The organism is Actinoplanes sp. NPDC089786 (assembly GCF_040684855.1).
Lineage (GTDB): Bacteria > Actinomycetota > Actinomycetes > Mycobacteriales > Micromonosporaceae > Actinoplanes.
Genome location: NZ_JBFBGU010000002.1, coordinates 509,578 through 526,616, shown reverse-complemented (window position 1 = coordinate 526,616; position 17,039 = coordinate 509,578). Strand labels below are relative to the sequence as shown.

General features: G+C 71.7%; 15 protein-coding genes. 5 read left to right on the top strand and 10 right to left on the bottom strand.

All coding sequences use genetic code 11. The features are described from left to right. Nucleotides 1–55: 55 nt before the first annotated feature. The 5 genes from AB0O15_RS13205 to AB0O15_RS13185 form a co-directional block, all read right to left on the bottom strand. Entirely contained in the window at nucleotides 56–658 is a 603-nt protein-coding gene (locus tag AB0O15_RS13205; RefSeq protein ID WP_364317931.1) for a C25 family cysteine peptidase, read from the bottom strand. Beyond that, nucleotides 655–2,115: a hypothetical protein gene (locus tag AB0O15_RS13200; protein ID WP_364317929.1), complete on the bottom strand. Its 1,461-nt coding sequence runs from the start codon at nucleotides 2,113–2,115 to the stop codon at nucleotides 655–657. The genes AB0O15_RS13205 and AB0O15_RS13200 overlap by 4 nt, the downstream gene beginning before the upstream one ends. A 3-nt stretch (nucleotides 2,116–2,118) precedes the next feature. Continuing rightward, nucleotides 2,119–4,371: a hypothetical protein gene (locus tag AB0O15_RS13195; protein ID WP_364317927.1), complete on the bottom strand. Its 2,253-nt coding sequence runs from the start codon at nucleotides 4,369–4,371 to the stop codon at nucleotides 2,119–2,121. A gap of 198 nt (nucleotides 4,372–4,569) precedes the next feature. Continuing rightward, the gene (locus AB0O15_RS13190) at nucleotides 4,570–5,523 is read right to left on the bottom strand and encodes a hypothetical protein (RefSeq protein ID WP_364317926.1); all 954 of its coding nucleotides are present in this window, start codon (nucleotides 5,521–5,523) and stop codon (nucleotides 4,570–4,572) included. A 126-nt stretch (nucleotides 5,524–5,649) separates the two neighbouring features. Beyond that, a complete protein-coding gene (locus tag AB0O15_RS13185) occupies nucleotides 5,650–5,955 on the bottom strand; it encodes a hypothetical protein (RefSeq protein ID WP_364317924.1) in 306 nt (101 codons plus the stop codon). A 189-nt stretch (nucleotides 5,956–6,144) separates the two neighbouring features. Here AB0O15_RS13185 and AB0O15_RS13180 point away from each other — a divergent pair, with 189 nt between their 5' ends. Beyond that, nucleotides 6,145–8,421 (top strand): caspase family protein, encoded by a 2,277-nt coding sequence (locus tag AB0O15_RS13180; RefSeq protein WP_364317922.1) that lies wholly within the window; start codon nucleotides 6,145–6,147, stop codon nucleotides 8,419–8,421. On the opposite strand, the gene AB0O15_RS13175 is transcribed toward AB0O15_RS13180, so the two are convergent. Beyond that, nucleotides 8,403–9,110 carry a class I SAM-dependent methyltransferase gene (locus AB0O15_RS13175; RefSeq protein ID WP_364317921.1) on the bottom strand — a complete coding sequence of 236 codons (708 nt, stop codon included), beginning with the start codon at nucleotides 9,108–9,110 and terminating at the stop codon, nucleotides 8,403–8,405. The genes AB0O15_RS13180 and AB0O15_RS13175 overlap by 19 nt on opposite strands. Further along, nucleotides 9,107–10,225: an alpha/beta hydrolase gene (locus AB0O15_RS13170; RefSeq protein WP_364317919.1), complete on the bottom strand. Its 1,119-nt coding sequence runs from the start codon at nucleotides 10,223–10,225 to the stop codon at nucleotides 9,107–9,109. Before AB0O15_RS13170 ends, AB0O15_RS13175 begins: the two co-directional genes overlap by 4 nt. Nucleotides 10,226–10,457: 232 nt before the next feature. Here AB0O15_RS13170 and AB0O15_RS13165 point away from each other — a divergent pair, with 232 nt between their 5' ends. Both AB0O15_RS13165 and AB0O15_RS13160 read left to right on the top strand, forming a co-directional pair. Then, nucleotides 10,458–11,699, top strand: coding sequence for a sensor domain-containing protein (locus AB0O15_RS13165; RefSeq protein ID WP_364317918.1), 1,242 nt, complete (start codon nucleotides 10,458–10,460; stop codon nucleotides 11,697–11,699). A 2-nt stretch (nucleotides 11,700–11,701) separates the two neighbouring features. After that, nucleotides 11,702–12,346 (top strand): response regulator transcription factor, encoded by a 645-nt coding sequence (locus AB0O15_RS13160; protein ID WP_364317916.1) that lies wholly within the window; start codon nucleotides 11,702–11,704, stop codon nucleotides 12,344–12,346. Nucleotides 12,347–12,349: 3 nt separating this feature from the next. On the opposite strand, the gene AB0O15_RS13155 is transcribed toward AB0O15_RS13160, so the two are convergent. After that, nucleotides 12,350–13,006 (bottom strand): HD domain-containing protein, encoded by a 657-nt coding sequence (locus AB0O15_RS13155; protein ID WP_364317914.1) that lies wholly within the window; start codon nucleotides 13,004–13,006, stop codon nucleotides 12,350–12,352. Between the two features lie 69 nt (nucleotides 13,007–13,075). Between AB0O15_RS13155 and AB0O15_RS13150 the strand changes: the two genes are divergently transcribed. Further along, nucleotides 13,076–13,990, top strand: a complete 915-nt coding sequence (locus tag AB0O15_RS13150; RefSeq protein ID WP_364317912.1) for a LysR family transcriptional regulator — start codon at nucleotides 13,076–13,078, stop codon at nucleotides 13,988–13,990. 108 nt (nucleotides 13,991–14,098) lie between these two features. Continuing rightward, entirely contained in the window at nucleotides 14,099–15,793 is a 1,695-nt protein-coding gene (locus AB0O15_RS13145) for a DEAD/DEAH box helicase (protein ID WP_364317910.1), read from the top strand. An 18-nt stretch (nucleotides 15,794–15,811) separates the two neighbouring features. On the opposite strand, the gene AB0O15_RS13140 is transcribed toward AB0O15_RS13145, so the two are convergent. Together AB0O15_RS13140 and AB0O15_RS13135 are read right to left on the bottom strand one after the other, a co-directional pair. Then, entirely contained in the window at nucleotides 15,812–16,348 is a 537-nt protein-coding gene (locus AB0O15_RS13140; protein WP_364317909.1) for a hypothetical protein, read from the bottom strand. A gap of 1 nt (nucleotide 16,349) precedes the next feature. After that, on the bottom strand, nucleotides 16,350–16,988 hold the full coding sequence (locus AB0O15_RS13135; RefSeq protein WP_364317907.1) for a lytic polysaccharide monooxygenase: 639 nt from the start codon (nucleotides 16,986–16,988) through the stop codon (nucleotides 16,350–16,352). Nucleotides 16,989–17,039 lie beyond the last annotated feature (51 nt).

Here is a 17,039-nt window from a genome sequence, read left to right as displayed (position 1 = left end):
GCATCGACGCCCATCGTTGCACGTTTCGCGTTGCCGGGGGGTTTCTTTGATCAATTCAGGGACGTAGCCGCAGGTCAGCGAGCGCGTAGAGGGTGTAGGCCAGCCCGAGCGGGTTCCCCTTGGCGAGCAGCTCCAGCCTGGTCTCGCGCAGGGCTTGGCCGGCCGGCAGGCCCGGTGATCCGGCGAAGCGCCGCAGGAAGCCCCGGCCGACCTCGGTCGCCAGCTGCTCCCACACATCGATCTCGGTCCCGATCAGACCGCCGGCGCCGCGGTCGGTCACCAGGGTGGTGATGAACGACGACAGCGTCTTCGTGCTGAAACCCACCGTCCGGCAGCCGTTGACGAACACCAGCGGACGCCGCCGGAACGGCGTTCCGGCCAGGTCCGCGGCGGCGAGCAGGCCCTCCGGCTGCTCAGGCGCGCGGACGCGGAGCACCTCATCGATGTCGTCCGGACCGGCATGGCAGTAGAGGTAGAGCAGGTCCAGGTTCAGGTCTCGCAGGAGGCGGCCCCGGAGCTGATCCCGGTCGCCCTCGCGCCAGGCGAGCCCGCCTCCGGCGAACACCGTGGCGGCGATGTCGTCCAGGTGGCGTTCGGCCTGGATGAGGTCGCTGTGCAGGCCCGCACCCACCAGCGTGGATGTCCCGTCGCCGATCACCGTCGCGGCGGAACCGGCGGGCGGGATCTCGATGACGTGCCGGAAGCCCCAGAAGTGGCGGGCGCAGGCGACCGTTTCGGGCTCCTCACCGTCACCGGACGACGGGGACGCAGGCCGCCACCGTGCTGGGGCACGGCGACGGCGGTTCCGTCGGCGTCGTCCTGGAAGAGCCGTGGTGTGACGTACCGGGCCCCGCCCTGGACCGGCCCGACCGGGGTCATCGCGGGCACGCGCAGAGAATCGCGCAGGTCGCGCACCACGAGTTCCATGGGAAGCACACCATCTTGCTCGTGGAGGTCGAAGGAGGCGCTGTCCCATCGGGCGACGAGGCCGGTTGCCGCCGCCCGCCAGGCGGTCAGGGTGCGGTCGAAGGACTGACCCGAGTGCCTCTCGGCGAAGATGGTCAGGCGGGTCGCGTCGGCCGGCCCGATCTCGGCCCGGTCGGTGAGCCGGCGCGCGAGGTCGACGGCCGGGCGGAACGTCCGGGACACCCGAAGGTCGTCCACCCGGCCCTGGCCCGCGGCGAGAGCGAACGGGAGTCGTCCGTCTCCGCCGGGCTCCCAGGTCCGGCCGGGTCCGACCATCCAGTCCAGGGGACGGTCATGGACGATGTACGAGTAGACGATCGGCAGCCATGCGGTGGCCGGGGGCTCGATGACCAGCAGCGCGGGACCGCCCCGATCGGTCAGACGCCGGCCGAGGGCCCGGGCGGTGTCCGCCGCGGCCGGCGTCCCCGGGGCCAGCACCACCAGCCGTACCCGGTGGTCGTGGCAGAGCCGCTCGAGCCAACCGAGCGTCCAGGGTTCCCGCGGATCGGCGGTGCTGACGGCCCGGCACGGATCGGCCCACTCCGGCGGACTGAGCTCGAGGATGTCGATCGACGGCCAGGCCGAGGATGTCCACCACCGGTCGACCGTCTCCGCCGTGCAGGAGCCGGTGCGCAGAATCAGGTCCTGGCTTCGCCGGCTCCAGCCGATCCGCTGCCGGAGCGGACCCGGCAGATCCGGTGGATCGTCGCCCACCTGCAGGATGCGCAACGGCAGCACCAGCGGCCAGTTCGCCGCGCGGGACGGCGCCTCGCTGGTCCGGACCCACGCGGCCGACGTCAGCCAGGACGTGGTCCGGGCGAGCGGCCGCAGCAGCTCCTCCCAGGGTGCGGAGGCACGCTCGGGGCTCACCACCAGCTCGATGACCGGCAGGAACTCCTCGTAACGGCTGGAGAACCGCCACCGCCGGCTCTCCCCGGCCACACGGTCCTGCTCGGCCCACCACTCCCGGACCGACGGGTTGCCGAAGACCGGGTTGGTGTCGCTCGACCACCACTCAGGATCACGGTTCTCCTCCGCTCCGGGATCCAGCCGGACCCACCGGTTGCCGAACCGGAGCGTGGTCCCGCCGTTCCTCGTCGCGCCGATGTGGATCCGGAAGCCGTGCCGCCGGTAGGTCAGCTCGGGCATGGGTCAGGCCTCCGCGATCTTCTTGCGCAGCCCCTCGATCCCGTCGGACGCGGCCCCGCCGACCTGGTAGAGCCCCATTCCCCAGAGGAAGGCGGTGATCTGGTCCATCGGCGTGCCCCAGATCGGGTTGTTCAGATAGAGCGCGACCAGTCCCAGGGTCACGGCGATCGCGGTCAGCACGGCGAACGCCAGGCCGTCCCCGGCCGTGAGCCATCGCCGGTTGTTCGAGTGGACCTGGGTGGCGGCGGCGAAGGTCGCGGGATCGGGGGTGGAGGTCAGCGTGATCGGCTCGACACCGGTCTGCTGGGCCGACATCTTCTGTCCGGCGGGCGTCGGAACCAGGTTCAGGTAGTCGGCGACGAGGTCGTCGTAGGCCTGGTGCGCCACGCGGAGCCGGAAGGCCGCGGCCATCTCGATGATCGGGCCGGCCCGATCGGCCAGGCCTTTCAGCTTGTCCTTCTCCTCCTGGGTGGGCGCCGCGTTGGCCAGGCTGACGGCCTTGTCGCGCACCTGGCGGGCCATGTCCTGAAGCGCCTCGGCGTAGATGTCGTCGATCACCATCTGCCGCGGCGATCCGGTTCCCGCCGTCGCCAACCGACGTTTGGTCGCGTTCTGCCAGGCCGCCCAGGCCTGAGCCTGGTAGCCGAGAGGGGGTTGATTCCTGGCCAGCAGGGCGTCGACCTGCTCCGCGCGATGCCGCGCCACTCCGGCGTCCAGCAGGTCGCGGGCGTCGTTCAGGTGGGTCGCGGCCTGGTCCTCGGCCGCGGTGTCCAGCCGGGCCGGTTGGAGGATGACGGCCTTCGCCGCGTCGAGCTTCTCCGCCGCCGCCGCGCTGCCGCTCCGGTCCGCCGTCAAGGCCACGTCCAGCCATTGGTCGAGCAGGCGGAGCCGGGTCCGCAGGTCGGTCACCGCCGCCTCGAGATCGGCCGGGTCGCCCGGCCCGTCAGCCCGATTCCGGAGGTTGCCGATCATGGAGCGCACGCGGTCGACGACCGGGCGGCGGGCGTCCGGAAGGTCGCCGCGGGCGTCCAGGACGCGCTGGAGCTGTTTGTCGAGAGCCTCGGCGCCGGCCCGCACGGCGATGCGGCGCCGCCCGCCCTTCAGCCACCAGCGCAGCACCCAGGAGACGAGGGTGCCGAGCAGGATGAACAGGGCCGCCTGCAGCCATGAGTTCCGGACCAGAACCTTGACCGTCGCGTCGACCGGGGCGGTGCCCGGGGAAGTCCCGCGCAGGCGGACCTCGTACTTTCCCGCCTGCCGCAAGCCGCCCAGCGAGGTGGTCACGACCGCGGTGCCTCGTGGGCCGGTCTCGAGCGCGGTGACCGGCTCGTCCTTGCCCGCCAGCCGCAGGGCCGGCTCGTCGTACGTCGATTGCAGGGTGGTGCCGTTGTCGTCGAACACCACCTCGCGCACCTGCACCGGGTCGAGGCGGCCGCGCTCGCCCGCGGTTTCGCGGAAGGTCACCGTGAAGACGGCCCGGGCCGGGCAATGCCAGAACTCGAGGCACGGGTGGCGGACCGCGCGCACGGCCTCGGCCGGTTCCACGACGACGGTCTGGGCGCCCGCCGTCCGGGTGATCGTGATCGTGGTGTCGAGCCCGCTCGCCCGATCGGTCCCGTACGCGAAGCTCATCGTCGCGGTGTACGACCCGGCCCGCGCCAGCGTCGCCCTCAAGGTCAGCGTGCGCCGCTGGCGGGCGCCGAGCGTGACCGCCGAGCCGTTGCCGATGGGAGCGCCGTCGATCGACAACTCCAGCGGCACCTGTGCCGACGTCCCGTCCTGCAGCGGCGTGACCGTGAGGACGGACTCGACCGGGGTGGCCGAATCCGAACGCAGGAGCACGTCGCGGCTGAAGGCCTCCCGATCCTGGTCGAACGTCAACCCTCCGCCGGCCGCGCCGACCACGGTCAGAGCCTGCGCGTCGGCGCGGACGATCCGCAAGGTCGTGAGCGGGTGCGTCGTCCCGTCGGCCTCGGTCAGATAGACCGGGACCCGCACGTCGCGTGGCTCGGTCAAGCCGGTCACGTCGGCGTGCAGCAGCGCGGCGCCGCCGGCCGGCGGCACGGTGACATCGGTGCCGCCGGTGGCGTTGGTGACGGCGACGGCCAGGTCGCCGGCGGTCGCCACGATCGAGACGTCATCGAGGGCGGCCGGGCCGGCCTGCCGGACGAAGAAGTCGAGCCGGCCCTTCTCGGCGCCGGCCTTCACCCGGAGTTCGAGTTCGGCCGTGCCGGGGCCGTCCGGCGTCGTCGACACGGTCGGGTTCTCCGGTTCCGCCGCGGACGCGATAGGGGCCGGAAAAGCGCCGATCATCAATATCAGGCAGACGGCGAGAATGGCGAGACGCTGGCATCGCCCCGGAGCATCAGCCGACATGGGAATCCCCGACCTCTGCGGCCCATTGGTGGGCTCAGTATGCACCACCAGGAAGGCCCGGATGCCCCTTTTCGATGGTTAGCCCTGGGGCACGGCCTGGCGGGCCGGCCAGCGCCTGACACGGTCGTTGATCCGGTATTCGAGGATGTAGGCGTCGGGGAGGAACGGGATGCGGAAGCCCTGGTCGGCCGTGTACTTGACGTAGGCGTCCTCGTTCATCCACCTGGTCAGCCAGTAGGACCGTTGCGGGCCGGCCGAGAAGGCGGTCTCCATCGTCACCGGGTTGATCAACGAGAACTCAAGTTCCAGGCCGAGGTCGGGGGCCGGCCACCACACGCTCCGGTCGTCCAGGGTGGCCAGGCCGGTGGCGTAGAACGCGTTCAGCTGGGGCGGCAGGAACGGCAGGGACGACGGGAGGACGCGGCCGGGGTCGCGGCGGTAGATGCCGACCTCGGCGCCGATGCCGCCGGGGAACAGGGGGTTGCCGAGGAACTTCTGGCACCACCCGCGCCAGAGCTGGATGACGATCGGGGTGCCGTCGACCACGTCCTCGATGACCGCGGTCGAGTAGCCGGGCCATTGCAGCGCCGTGAAGCAGGGGAGGCCCTGGCAGAGCAGTTTCCAGCGCTCCGAGGTCTCCACGTAGGAATAGCCGTGGCCGTCCTCGGTGCGCAGGGTCGGCACGTTGAAGTTCCGCACCGTGCTCGTCGCCCAGAGCGCCTTGCCGGCCCGGTCGTAGATCACCAGGTTGCCGTCGTCCTGCAGGACGACCTCGGCGCCCGGGCGCCCGTTCGTGCCGCTCGCCCACAGCGGCTGTCCGGCGGCGCTGATCGCCACCAGGTTGCCGTCACCCTGCATCACGAGCCGGGTCACCGGCCGGCCCTGGGTGTTGCTCGACCACAGCGGCCCGCCGGTCTGAACCCGGTAGAGAACGACGTTACCGTCGCTCTGCACGACCAGCTCGAGCCACCCGCTCGCCGAGAGCAGCCGCTCACCCGTACGCAATTCCTGACCCGATGTCAGACGATTCATTTCCGTCCTCCGGTAATTCCTGGTGCAGTCGTGGAATTAGAGCCGGAAACGGTCGTGAGAAATGCGCGTCTGTCCGTGATCCGATATTTGAATCTCGCAAGGAAAGGTCGGCCGAAAAGATGAGAATTACTCGCCGGCAAAGATCCTCAACAGAGCATTGCCGCCGAGCAGGACGACCAGGCCCACGGCCACCAGCCCCCAGGCGATCCCGGTTCGCCGCGCCGACAGCTCGGGGCTCGGCGCGACCATCGCGCGCACGGCGAAGACGATCGCGACCACGTTCACCGGGATACCCACGGCCAGCAGGCCGATCACCGGCCGCGGGGCGCTGCCCTGCGCGACAAGCAGCGCGAGCATCAGCGCCGGCCCGATCGCGAACACGATCGCGGCGAGGCCGCCGACGAACCGCAGCCTCCGGGCCGGATCATCCATGGGCACATGCTACGGGTGAAGAAAGGGGTCACACCGAGCGCGGTTGTCGACGCCGGCGAGCATGTGCGCCGGGTCGGTGTCGTCCGGCCACACCGGCTGAGTCGGCATGCTGACGCAGGCATCGGCCGGTGCGATGGTTGGTCGCTAGGCTGAGGATGACGTCAATCCAACGCTCCGTGACGAGGTCCCATGCGCGAGCAGCCGGCGACCCAATTCGTGCTGAGCCTTGCCGCCTCCGACGACGACGCCTTCGATGACGCCCCGGCCGACGCCTCCGATGCCGCCTCGGCCGACGCTCGGGACGGTGCGGAGGTCATCGAGGCGATCGCCCTGGAGCTGCGGGCCGAGTTGGCCGACGCCGGCGCCCTGCGGGTGGACCGGATGCCGGTCGCCGGGGCGCCGGACAACACGCGCGGGCTCGAGATTCTCGCGATCTGCGCGTTCATCGTCACGGTGGTGGAGGCCGGCGAGGCGCTGGGCCGGGTGGTTGCCGCCCTCCGCCGGGTGGTCGACCGCCACACCCGGCGCAGACAGCGGGTACGGGTCACGATCGCCGGCGTCGAGGTCGATCTGTCGGCCGCCGACGACCAGGTCACCGCGCAGATCGCGCGGGCGCTGCGGTCGCTTCCGGCTCAGACCCCGACCGGCGTACGCGAAGCGCTGGTCATCGCCAACTCCCGTTACGACGATGCCGAGTTGGCGCAACTGCGGTCACCCGGTCACGACGCCGAGGCGCTGGCCGGCGTCCTGGGTGATCCCGCGATCGGCGGATTCACCGTGGAACTGCTGATGGACGCGGACGAGCGGACCATCCGCCGGCGCATCGCCGCCTTTTTCGCCGACCGCGACCGCGACGACTTGTTGCTGCTGCACTTCTCCTGTCACGGCATCAAGGACGTCCGGGGCCGGCTGCACCTCGCGGCCCGTGACACCGAGCTGTCCGTGCTCGGCGCCAGCAGCGTGCCCGCGAGCTTCGTGCACGACGCGCTGGAGGAGACCCGGTCGCGGCGCGTGGTGTTGATCCTCGACTGTTGCTACAGCGGTGCCTTCGCCCGCGGAGCGTCGGTGCGTTCCGGCAAGGACGTGCACATCGCCGACGAGTTCGGGGCCGGCAGCGGCCGGGTCGTGCTCACCGCGTCGAGCGCCACCGAGTACGCGTTCGAGGGCGGCGAGCTGACCCAGGCGCAGGGCCGGCCCTCGGTGTTCACCGCCGCGCTGGTCGACGGCCTGCGGAGCGGCTCGGCGGACCAGGACGCCGACGGTGAGATCAGCATCGACGAGCTGTACGACTACACGTACCGCCACGTGCGTGACCGCACGCCGGGCCAGACGCCGATGAAGTGGAGCTTCGGCGTCGAGGGCCGGCTGGTGGTGGCGCGGAGCGTCCGCCCCGCCGCGTTGCCCGAGTCCGTGCTGGGCGACCTGGCCAGCGACCGCGTGGTCCTGAGGCTGGAAGCGGTCCGCGTGCTGGCGCGGTTGACGGCCACCGGCCAGCCGGGGCTGCGCGCCGTCGCCTCGGAGACGCTGGCCCGCGTACGCGACGGCGACGACAGCATCCAGGTCCGCCGGGCCGCCATCGCCGGTCTGGCCGGGAACGTTGTCTCCGAGGCGCCGGCCGCCGACAGCGAGGACGCCCCCGCTGCCGCGCCGATCGCTCCCGCCCGGCGAACCGCTGCGCCGGAGCCCGATCGGCCCGAACCTGGCCCGCCGGCCCCGGGGCGTTCCGACGGCCTTCTCCTCGCCGCCGGCCTGCTGCTCCCGATCAGCGTCCTGCTGCACGCGGTCGGCAGCTACGGGCTCAAGGACGCGGCGTACGTGGACGGCTGGTACTACGACCTGATCTGGGTCGTGCAGCTCGGCGGCGCCGGTCTGCTGCTGGCCACCCGGAACGCCCGCTGGACCTGGTTCCTCATCGGGGTGCTGGCGTGGTCCTGGGTGGACCTCGCCCCGACGCTGCACAGCAGCTCCCAGTCGTACTTCGGGGACGCCTGGGGATTCGTGGTCACCGGCGACTTCCTCGCCATGGCCGTGCAGCTGTGCCTGGTCGTCGCGGTGGTCCGGGACCGCGCCCTGGGGATCCGTCCTGATCGGCGCGCGGTGGCCACCGCGGTGACGCTCGCCGCGCCTGCCCTGACCACGAGCCTGCTCCTCGCAAAGCTGATCTATCAGGCGTGGGACCTGGGCACCGACCAGGGCGGCGCGCTGCGAACCGTCGCCGGAATCGTCTGCGCCGCCGCGATACCGGCGGCCGCGTGCGCCGTGCGCTCGGAACGCGCTGCCATGTTCCTGCCGATCGGGTGGCTCGTGGGCGGCGCCGAGCTCGCCCTCACGGTGTTGATAAATGTGTCTCGCGACGGGTTCTCCGACACCGGCCCGAACCGGGTGATCATGTTGTGGGTCCTGCTGGTCGCCACCGGCGCCGCGGCCGTCGTGGCGCGAACCCACCGTCAGCGCGTGGTGAAGTAGATCATCGGGTTCGGAGCCGCCCGGTGCAGGACGTCGTCGAGTCCGAGCGAGCGCTTCACGGCCGAGATCTCCTCGAACACCGACGGCGCCGCGGTGGCCGATGCGGTGAAGTGGCCGTTACCCCGGCGTACGAGCCAGTCGAGGACGACGCGGCCTTCGCCGAAACGACCGCTGTGCCGGTGGTGGTAGACGTCGTGGACGCTCACCGGGACACCCGCGTTCACCTTCTCGAGCAGATCGGCCACGTACCACCGGGCGAACCGCGCGGTGTGCGCCGCGTCGATGAACAGATGGTCGATGGTGGACGGCTGGAGATCACCTCCGGTGCGGGCGTCGCCGTGGTGGAACGTCCAGCGGTCATCGGACAGATCACCGGGAATGGTGCCGAGCACGTGGTCGACGAGGTCGTAGGAGTGCAGGTGACCCGTTCCGTTGTCGGCCAGCGCGCGCAACAGCCAGGACGTCGACCAGCCGTGGAAGGTCCCGATCTCGACGATCCGGGCGGGCCGGTTGTCCCGCACCAGGAGATAGGTGATCTCAGCCTCGATGTCGTCGAGCTTCGGACGCATCCCGCGCTTCGCGGAGAGCAAGGAGCGTTGCGCGTCGCGGGCCACGCCCAGGTCTTCCGCGTACGCGCGGTAGAGGTTCAGGACGGCCTCCAGGTCGATGATGGAACGGGTGCTGGTCAAAGCGGTCTCCTTCGAGGTTGCCGAGCGGATGGGTACGAAAGATGCGTGTCGCCGAGGGCGATGCGGGCCATCGCTCGCAGCGCCGAGTTGCCCGGCACGAAGTAGCCGTCGTGGCCGTCGACGTCGGCGCACGGCAGCGGAAGGGCCCCGAACGCGGGATCGATGGGCAGGCGGCCGTGCCCCAGGCCGAGCACGCGCACACCGGGGACCCGGCGGATCCAGTCGTCCGGTGCGCTGCCGGCCCACACCCGGGCGGTGGTGCGGAGCGCCGATCGATCGGTCACACCCATGCCGGGACTGCCGATGGCCACGATGCCGGTGACCTGACGCGTCATCCGGGGCGCGGCGAGCCCCGCGACGGTCGAGCCGTAGCTGTGCCCGATGACCGTGATCGCCAGGTCCGGTCGGCCGAGCACGAGGCCGTCGAGGAAGCGGTTCAGGGCGATCGCTCCGGCCGCCGCGCGGTCCTCGCGCAGCGCGTCGCGCCGCACGCCTTCGGGTGGGTCATAGCCCAGCCAGGCCACCACCGAGAGGTGAGCGGCGGGATCGGTGTCCCGGATCTGGTCGTGCAACCGCCGCGCCTGCCAGGCGAGCGCACGCCGCTGGACGCCGCCGTGACCGGAGTCGAAGTTGGCCAGGTCGTCATCCACGCCCGGTACGAGGATCACCAGCCGGGTGGCGGCGCGCAGGTCGCCCAGGACCTCGACGACGCGGCCGTCGTCGCGGCCGTCGAAGGCGAGGATCTGGCGGCCCCGTCCCGGTGGGTACCGCTCGCGGTTGGCCGCATATCGCAGAACCGCCGGCGCGCCGTCGAGGTTGCCCACGATCTCCGGATATCGATGGCCGAGCGCGGTGGCGTCGCCGGCGCTGAGGCCGGCGAAGAACGTGGCCACCCGCGCCGGCGTCGCTGTGCGGGGATCCGGCGGAGCGAGGGGATCGGCGAGCCAGCCGGCCATCGTGGCTCCGGCGGCCACCGGAGTCGATCGCGCCGGACCGATCAGGTCGCCCGCCACGCCGAACCCCAGGGCGGTGACGGCCGACACCACGACCTTGAGCACCGACCTCATGACGCTCGCCGCCCGGGACGGGCCCGGGGACGTCTCCACTTCTCGCATGCCGTCGAGCCTGGACGGCGACCGGCGTGGGCACAGGCGGGCAGGCTCCCGCGGATCGTTACGGATGTCCGCACCCGGCGCCATCGTGCTGGCCACACCATCGACGGGGTGGTGCCACGAATGCGCCGGCTCACATCCGGGAGGACCGTGAGGTGGTCACGTTCGTAGCTCCCGGAACAGGATCGAGGAAGCCGGCATGAACGGTCGGTCGGCCAGGGTCGACAATGGCGGGATGCCAGCGAGGGTGTTGTCCATCGCCGGTCGGGCCGTGGTGGCCCGCCGGTCCTGGACGGGCCTGGCCTACCTGCTGCTGACCGTGCCGCTGGACGTGGCGGCGGCGATCGCGCTGCTCGTCGGTGGGTTGCTCAGCACGATCCTCCTGATCACCCCGCTCGGCCCGTGGCTGCTGGCGCTGCTGCTGCGGGCCGCGGCCGCCCTCGGTGGGGCGCGGCGAGGCCTGGCCGGCCGGTTGCTGGACGAGCGGGTGCCGGCGCCGCCCCGATCGATGAGGCCGGGCGGGCTCCTCGGCTGGCGCCGGGCCGCGCTCACCGATCCCGCGGCCTGGCGGGCTCTGGCGTACGCGCTGGCCAAGCTCCCGGTGGGTCTGGTGTCACTGGTCCTCGGCGGTGGGTGCTACCTGTACGGGCTGACGCTGCTCACGTACATCCCGTTGCAGGAGCACTCGCCCGAGCCGTGGGAGATCGTCGTCTGCCTGGTCGGCGGCGTGCTGTTGCTGCTTGTCGCCCCGTGGATGCTGCGGTCCGTCCTCGCCCTGGACCGGATGCTGATCCGGGGCCTGCTCGGGCCCAGCAGTGCCGCGCGGCGGATGACGGATCTCCGCGAGGTCCGTGACCGCGCGGTGGTCGACGCCGACGCGACCCTGCGCCGGATCGAACGAGACCTGCACGACGGCGCCCAAGCCCAGTTGATCGGGGTCGGCATGCACCTGACGATGATCGAGGAACTGGTGGCCGCCCAGGCGCCGCCCGAGCGGGTCCGGGCGGCCGTCGACACCGCCCAGGGCGCCCTCACCGCCGCGGTCACCGACCTGCGTGACCTGGTACGCGGAATTCATCCACCGATCCTCGACCGCGGATTGAGCGCCGCCCTGGCGACGGCGGCGGCCCGCAGCACGGTACCGGTGACGATCAGCGCTGATCTGCCCTGGCGACCGTCACCGGCCGTCGAGAGCATCGTCTACTTCTCCGCGTGCGAGCTGCTCACCAACGTCGGCCGGCACAGCGGGGCGAGCAATGCCACGGTCGACATCGCGATCTGTGACGATGTGCTGGTGCTCCGGGTGTGCGATGACGGGCGGGGCGGCGCCCACCCGCGAACCGGCGGCGGTCTGGCCGGGCTCATCGAGCGGGCCCGGATCGTCGACGGCCGGCTGGCGGTCGAGAGCCCGCCGGCCGGCCCCACCACGGTCACCGTCGAGATTCCCTGCCCGGCCGCGGGCCGAGAGACGGGATAGCGATGCACGTCGTCATCGCCGAGGACTCCGCGATCCTGCGCGAAGGCCTCGCCCAGCTCCTCACCATGCGCGGCCACGACGTGCGGGCCACCGTCACCGACGCCCCGGCCCTGCTCGAAGCCGTCACCCAGCACCGCCCCGACGTCGCGATCATCGACATCCGCCTGCCACCCGGCCACACCGACGAAGGGCTCCGGGCCGCCATCCAGCTGCGCCGCGACACACCGGGAGTCGGTGTGCTGATCTTCTCGCAGTACGTCGAGACGGCTTTTGTCGCCGAACTCCTCGCGGGCGGCTCCGAAGGGGTCGGGTACCTCCTCAAGGAGCGCATCGTCGGGCTCGACGACTTCGACGACGCGTTGCACCGGGTCGCGGCCGGCGGCACCGCCCTGGATCCGGAGGTGGTGACCCAGCTGTTCGGGGTGAGCCGGCACCGCGATCACCTCGCCGAACTCACCGCCCGGGAACGTCAGGTCCTGGCCCTGATGGCGCAGGGGCGCAGCAACGCGGCCATCGCGGCGCGGCTGCGGGTGACCGAACGGGCCGTGGAGAAGCACGTCACCAACATCTTCCTGAAGTTCGACCTCCCGCCCTCCGACGTCGACCACCGACGCGTCATCGCCGTGCTGCGCTACCTGCAAAGTTGACGGTCAGCCGGTCAGGATGGCCGTGAAACGCTCCCGGGCCAGGTCGAGCTGGCGGTGGATGTGGGTCTTCACGTCGGGGGCCAGGGGAGTGTCGGCGCGGTCGAGCAGGTCGCGCAGGATCGGGAGGGCGGCCTCGTACTTGCGGGCCGACCGCCGCACCAGGGGGCCGGTCGAGTGGATCAGGCCGACGCCGTTGTCGGTGAAGTCGGACAGCTTGATCACCCGGGCCCACGGTTCGCCGGCGAGAGGTCCGGCCAGGTGCGTGACGTAGTGGTCGACGCGGTCGGCGCCGGGCGGGCGCGGCGGGACGGTGACCGCGGCGACCAGGCGCGCCGCCCGCTCGTTGTGCCGCGACGCGATGTCGGCCACGGTCACCGGCTGGTCCTCGACGGCGTCGTGCAGCAGGCCGGCGACCAGGACGTCGGGGTCGGTCACGCGGTACCGGCTGAGCATGCGGATGGTCACCCTGAGCGGGTGGTTGAGGTACGGCTCCCGGGTACGCCGCTGATCCCGGTGGAGTTCGGCCGCCCACCGGGCCGCCGAGGCGACCGCCGCCCGGCCGGTCGGGGGCAGTTCCAGGTCGAGGCGGCGGCTCAGGCCCTCGGTGCCGTAGACCTCGGTGATGGCGTGCAACGGCATCACTCTCAAGATGGCTTCCATGAACCGATCCTGCTCGGATCGGTACTTCAGCGGAACTATTCAAGGCCGCCTCGGGTATAGCCTGCTTCTATGGCCACGACCCGGGTGTCATCGGATGCGCTGGCGGCGTTCGCGGTCTTCGCCGAGCACCTCAACCTCACCCGCGCCGCGAAGCTGCTGCACATCAGCCAGCCGTCGCTGCACTCGAAACTGGCCACGCTGGCCCGGGAACTGGGCCGCCCGCTGTACGAGCGGGCCGGCAACCGGCTCCAGCTGACGCCGGACGGCGAGCGGGTCGCCCGGTTCGCCCGCGACCACGAGGAACGCCTCGCGCTGTTCCTCGACGAGCTGCGCGGCGTCCCCTCGGCCCGCCCGCTGGTGGTGGCGGCCGGGCACACGGCGTACCTCTATCTGCTCGGCGACACCATCCGCGGCATGCTCGCCGAACGGCCCGGCAGCCTGCGCCCGCTGCACACCAGCCGTCAGCAGATGCGCGCGGCGGTGGTGACCGGCCGGGCCCACCTGGGCGTCTTCACCCTGCACGTGCGCCCCGACGACCTGGTCACGGTGCCGATCGCCACCTATCCGCAGGTGTTGCTCGTACCCCAGGACCACCGCCTGGCCCGCCGACGGAGCCTGCGCCTGACCGACCTGGCCGGCGCCGACCTGATCGTCCCGCCGCCGGCCCGCCCCCATCGCACCAACCTCGAGCGCGCCCTGTCCGAGGCCGGCGTCCCGTGGACCGCCGCCGTCGAGGCCGAGGGCCTGCCGATGACCCTCGACTTCGCCGCCCTGGGCGTCGGCCTGGCCGTGGTGGCCGGCTGCGTCCAGCCCGCGCCGGGCCTGGCCGCCCGCCGCATCACCGACCTGCCGCTGATCACCTTCTACGCGGTGCACCGCCCGGGCGCCCTCGACGACCCGCGGATCGCCGACCTGCTCACCCGCGTCCGCAGGGGCATCCCACCCGCCGCCCGCCGAGCCGCCACCCGGTCCGCCGCGGCGTGAAGCGGTGCGGCCACCCGGCCACCCGATCGGCCGCGGCGTGAAGTCGGGCGGGAGGGGCGCCGCCCGCCCAGCCGCCGGGACGTCGGGACGGCTCCGTATCCTGTAGGCATGGAAGAAGACCTGCTGGACAACTCTGCGGGCTTCGCCGCTCTGGGACTGCGCTCGGAATTGCTGAAAGCGCTGAGTGACCTCGGCTACGAAGAACCCACCCCGATCCAACGTGAGGCGATCCCTCCGTTGATCGCCGGTAAGGACCTCGTCGGCCAGGCCGCGACCGGCACCGGCAAGACCGCCGCCTTCGCGTTGCCGCTGCTCCAGGGGCTCGAGCCGCGAGAATCGGGCAGCCCGGCGGCCCTGATCCTGGTGCCGACCCGCGAGCTGGCCGAACAGGTGTCGCAGGCGACCCACCGCTACGGCCGTGACCTCGGCGTCCGGGTCCTGCCGGTGTACGGCGGACAGCCGATCAGCCGCCAGTTGCAGGTGCTGCGGCGTGGCGTGGACATCGTCGTCGGCACGCCGGGCCGGGTGCTCGACCACATCGAGCGGGGCACCCTGCAGCTCGGCGAGATCCGCGCGGTCGTGCTCGACGAGGCCGACGAGATGCTCGACATGGGCTTCGCCGAGGACATCGAGGCGATTCTGGCCGAGACCCCCGAGGTACGGCAGACGGTGCTGTTCTCGGCGACCATGCCGCCTCGGATCGACGCCATCGCCCGCCGCCACCTGCGCGAGCCGCTGCGGATCCGGATGGGCCGGGACACCGCCGCGGCGGACACCCTGCCCCGCGTACGCCAGAGCGCGTTCTTGATCGCCCGCGCCCACAAGACGGCCGCTCTCGGACGGGTGCTCGACGTCGAGGCGCCCCAGGCGGCGATCGTCTTCTGCCGGACGCGGGAGGAGGTCGACGAGGTCACCCAGAGCCTGAACGGCCGGGGTTACCGCGCCGAGGCGCTGCACGGCGGCATGAGCCAGGACCAGCGTGACCGGGTGATGAGCCGGCTGCGGGCCGGCACCACCGAGCTGCTGGTCGCCACCGACGTCGCCGCCCGCGGCCTGGACGTCGAGCAGCTCACCCACGTGATCAACTACAACGTGCCGTCGGCGCCCGAGGCGTACGTGCACCGCATCGGCCGGGTCGGCCGGGCCGGTCGTGAGGGCGCCGCGATCACCCTGGCCGAGCCGCGCGAGCAGCGGATGCTCAAGGCCATCGAGCGGCTCACCGGCCAGCGGATCACCGCCGAGAAGCTGCCCACCGTGACCGACCTGCGGGCCAAGCGCCTGGAGCTGCTCCGCACGACCGTGCACGAGGCGCTGGAGGACGACGACCTGGACCGGTTCCGGCCGATCCTGGAGCTGCTCGCCGACGACGCCGACATCGAGCTGATCGCCCTGGCCGGGCTGAAGCTGCTGCACGACGCGAACGGCGGCGACGTCGACGAGCCCGAGATCCCGACGGTGTCGCCGGGGCGGGAACGCGAGAGCCGGCCCCGGGACGCGTCCGGGGGCCGCTACGACGACGACCGTCGCGGTGGACCGGCGCGCCAGCGGTCGTCCGGCAACGACACGACCCGGCTGTTCGTCGGGCTCGGCCGCCGCTCGGGCCTGCGACCGCAGGACCTGGTCGGCGCCATCACCGGCGAGGCCGGCCTGCCCTCCCGTGATGTCGGCGCCATCCAGATCACCGATCGCTTCGCGCTGGTGGAGGTGCCCGAGTCGGCCGCCGAGCGGGTGATCCGGTCCTTGCAGCAGACCACCATCCGCGGGAAGCGGCCGACCGTGCGGCGGGAGCGGTTCGAACGTTAGATCTTCACAGCAGAGTTCTCACAGCCCGGCCGCGTCGTCGTAGCGGCGGCGCAGGTCGGTCATCTCGCTTTCGGTCAGGGCCTCCTTCTGGGCCTGCTCGGCGTACTTCGCCGGGAACATCTGCCGCAGCCGGTCGACGAATCGCACGTCGTCGGTCGCCTCGACGATTCGGATGCCCGGCGGCTCGGTGGACATGTCCAGGATCACCGGCCCGGCCAGCTTGACCGCCACGTCCCACGGGCGCCGCTGTTCGGCGACCCCGCAGAGGTGGAAGCCGTAGACCGTGCGGACCTCGGCGAGCGTGCCGGCCTCGGCCGGCTCGTAGCCGTAGACCCGGACCCCGCAGATCACCGCCGGTTCCTTCTCGTCCCCGCCGGTGAGCTGCTGGTGCCCGGCGTGGTGGTGCTGTCCCGGATCCGAGCGTTCAAGGGTGGCCCGCATCCGGGAGGTGATCTGCCCGGCGAGATCCTCCGGGCCGGCCGGATCGACCAGGGCGGCCGCGCCGGCCGACGTCGCCAGCAGGATCACGGCCGCCCACACGTGACGACTTCTCATGTCAGCTGAAGGTCACGTCGCTGCACCACATGTAGGCCTGATCGAGGTGCGAGGCCTGCCAGATGACGAACAGGATGTGGTGTCCGGTGTAGCCGGAGGTCGAGACGTCGAACGAGATGTTCTGCGCCGGGGCGTAGCGGCCGGTCTGCTTGATGTAGTCGAGGTTGCCCCAGCCGAGGCTCTGGGTGGCTGGGTTGAACCCCTGCTTGCTCACGTACACCTTGAAGTAGTCGGCGCCGTGACTGGCCTGGTCGTACAGCTGGACGGTGAAGTTGCGGGCCAGGGCGGTGGTCTTCCAGGCGCCGGGCTGGTTCAGGGTGTCGTTCCGGGCCAGGCCGTTGCTGCACAGCTGCCCGTCCGGGGTCCGCGCCTGGAACTGGCCGCCGAGGCCGTCCCGCAGGGCGCTCATCCAGTTCCACATGGTGTCCGGGTTGGCCTGGAACGCCCGGTAGCACATCGGGTCCTGCGTCTGCATGGCCGGGTTCGTGTGCTGACTGCCCCAGGTCTTCCAGCATTGGTACGCGCGGCTGGCCGGATTGATGACCGTGCCGTGGGCCTGGGCCGCGCCGGCCCAGGGCAGCATGCCGGCGATCAGGGCGGTCAGCACGACGAGCACGCGGACGGAACGAGTTCTTCGCACGGTTGTCCTCCTGTATGCGTGGGAGCGCTCCCAAAGTATTGCAGTCATGTG

What these genes read in the sequence shown, in the direction of transcription:
- AB0O15_RS13170 (WP_364317919.1), bottom strand. Translation starts at nt 10,225, where the DNA reads ATGCGAGAAGTGGAGACGTCCCCGGGCCCGTCCCGGGCGGCGAGCGTC.
- AB0O15_RS13180 (WP_364317922.1), top strand. Translation starts at nt 6,145, where the DNA reads ATGCGCGAGCAGCCGGCGACCCAATTCGTGCTGAGCCTTGCCGCCTCC.
- AB0O15_RS13160 (WP_364317916.1), top strand. Translation starts at nt 11,702, where the DNA reads ATGCACGTCGTCATCGCCGAGGACTCCGCGATCCTGCGCGAAGGCCTC.
- AB0O15_RS13190 (WP_364317926.1), bottom strand. Translation starts at nt 5,523, where the DNA reads ATGAATCGTCTGACATCGGGTCAGGAATTGCGTACGGGTGAGCGGCTG.
- AB0O15_RS13140 (WP_364317909.1), bottom strand. Translation starts at nt 16,348, where the DNA reads ATGAGAAGTCGTCACGTGTGGGCGGCCGTGATCCTGCTGGCGACGTCG.
- AB0O15_RS13155 (WP_364317914.1), bottom strand. Translation starts at nt 13,006, where the DNA reads ATGGAAGCCATCTTGAGAGTGATGCCGTTGCACGCCATCACCGAGGTC.
- AB0O15_RS13185 (WP_364317924.1), bottom strand. Translation starts at nt 5,955, where the DNA reads ATGGATGATCCGGCCCGGAGGCTGCGGTTCGTCGGCGGCCTCGCCGCG.
- AB0O15_RS13200 (WP_364317929.1), bottom strand. Translation starts at nt 2,115, where the DNA reads ATGCCCGAGCTGACCTACCGGCGGCACGGCTTCCGGATCCACATCGGC.
- AB0O15_RS13150 (WP_364317912.1), top strand. Translation starts at nt 13,076, where the DNA reads ATGGCCACGACCCGGGTGTCATCGGATGCGCTGGCGGCGTTCGCGGTC.
- AB0O15_RS13165 (WP_364317918.1), top strand. Translation starts at nt 10,458, where the DNA reads ATGCCAGCGAGGGTGTTGTCCATCGCCGGTCGGGCCGTGGTGGCCCGC.
- AB0O15_RS13145 (WP_364317910.1), top strand. Translation starts at nt 14,099, where the DNA reads ATGGAAGAAGACCTGCTGGACAACTCTGCGGGCTTCGCCGCTCTGGGA.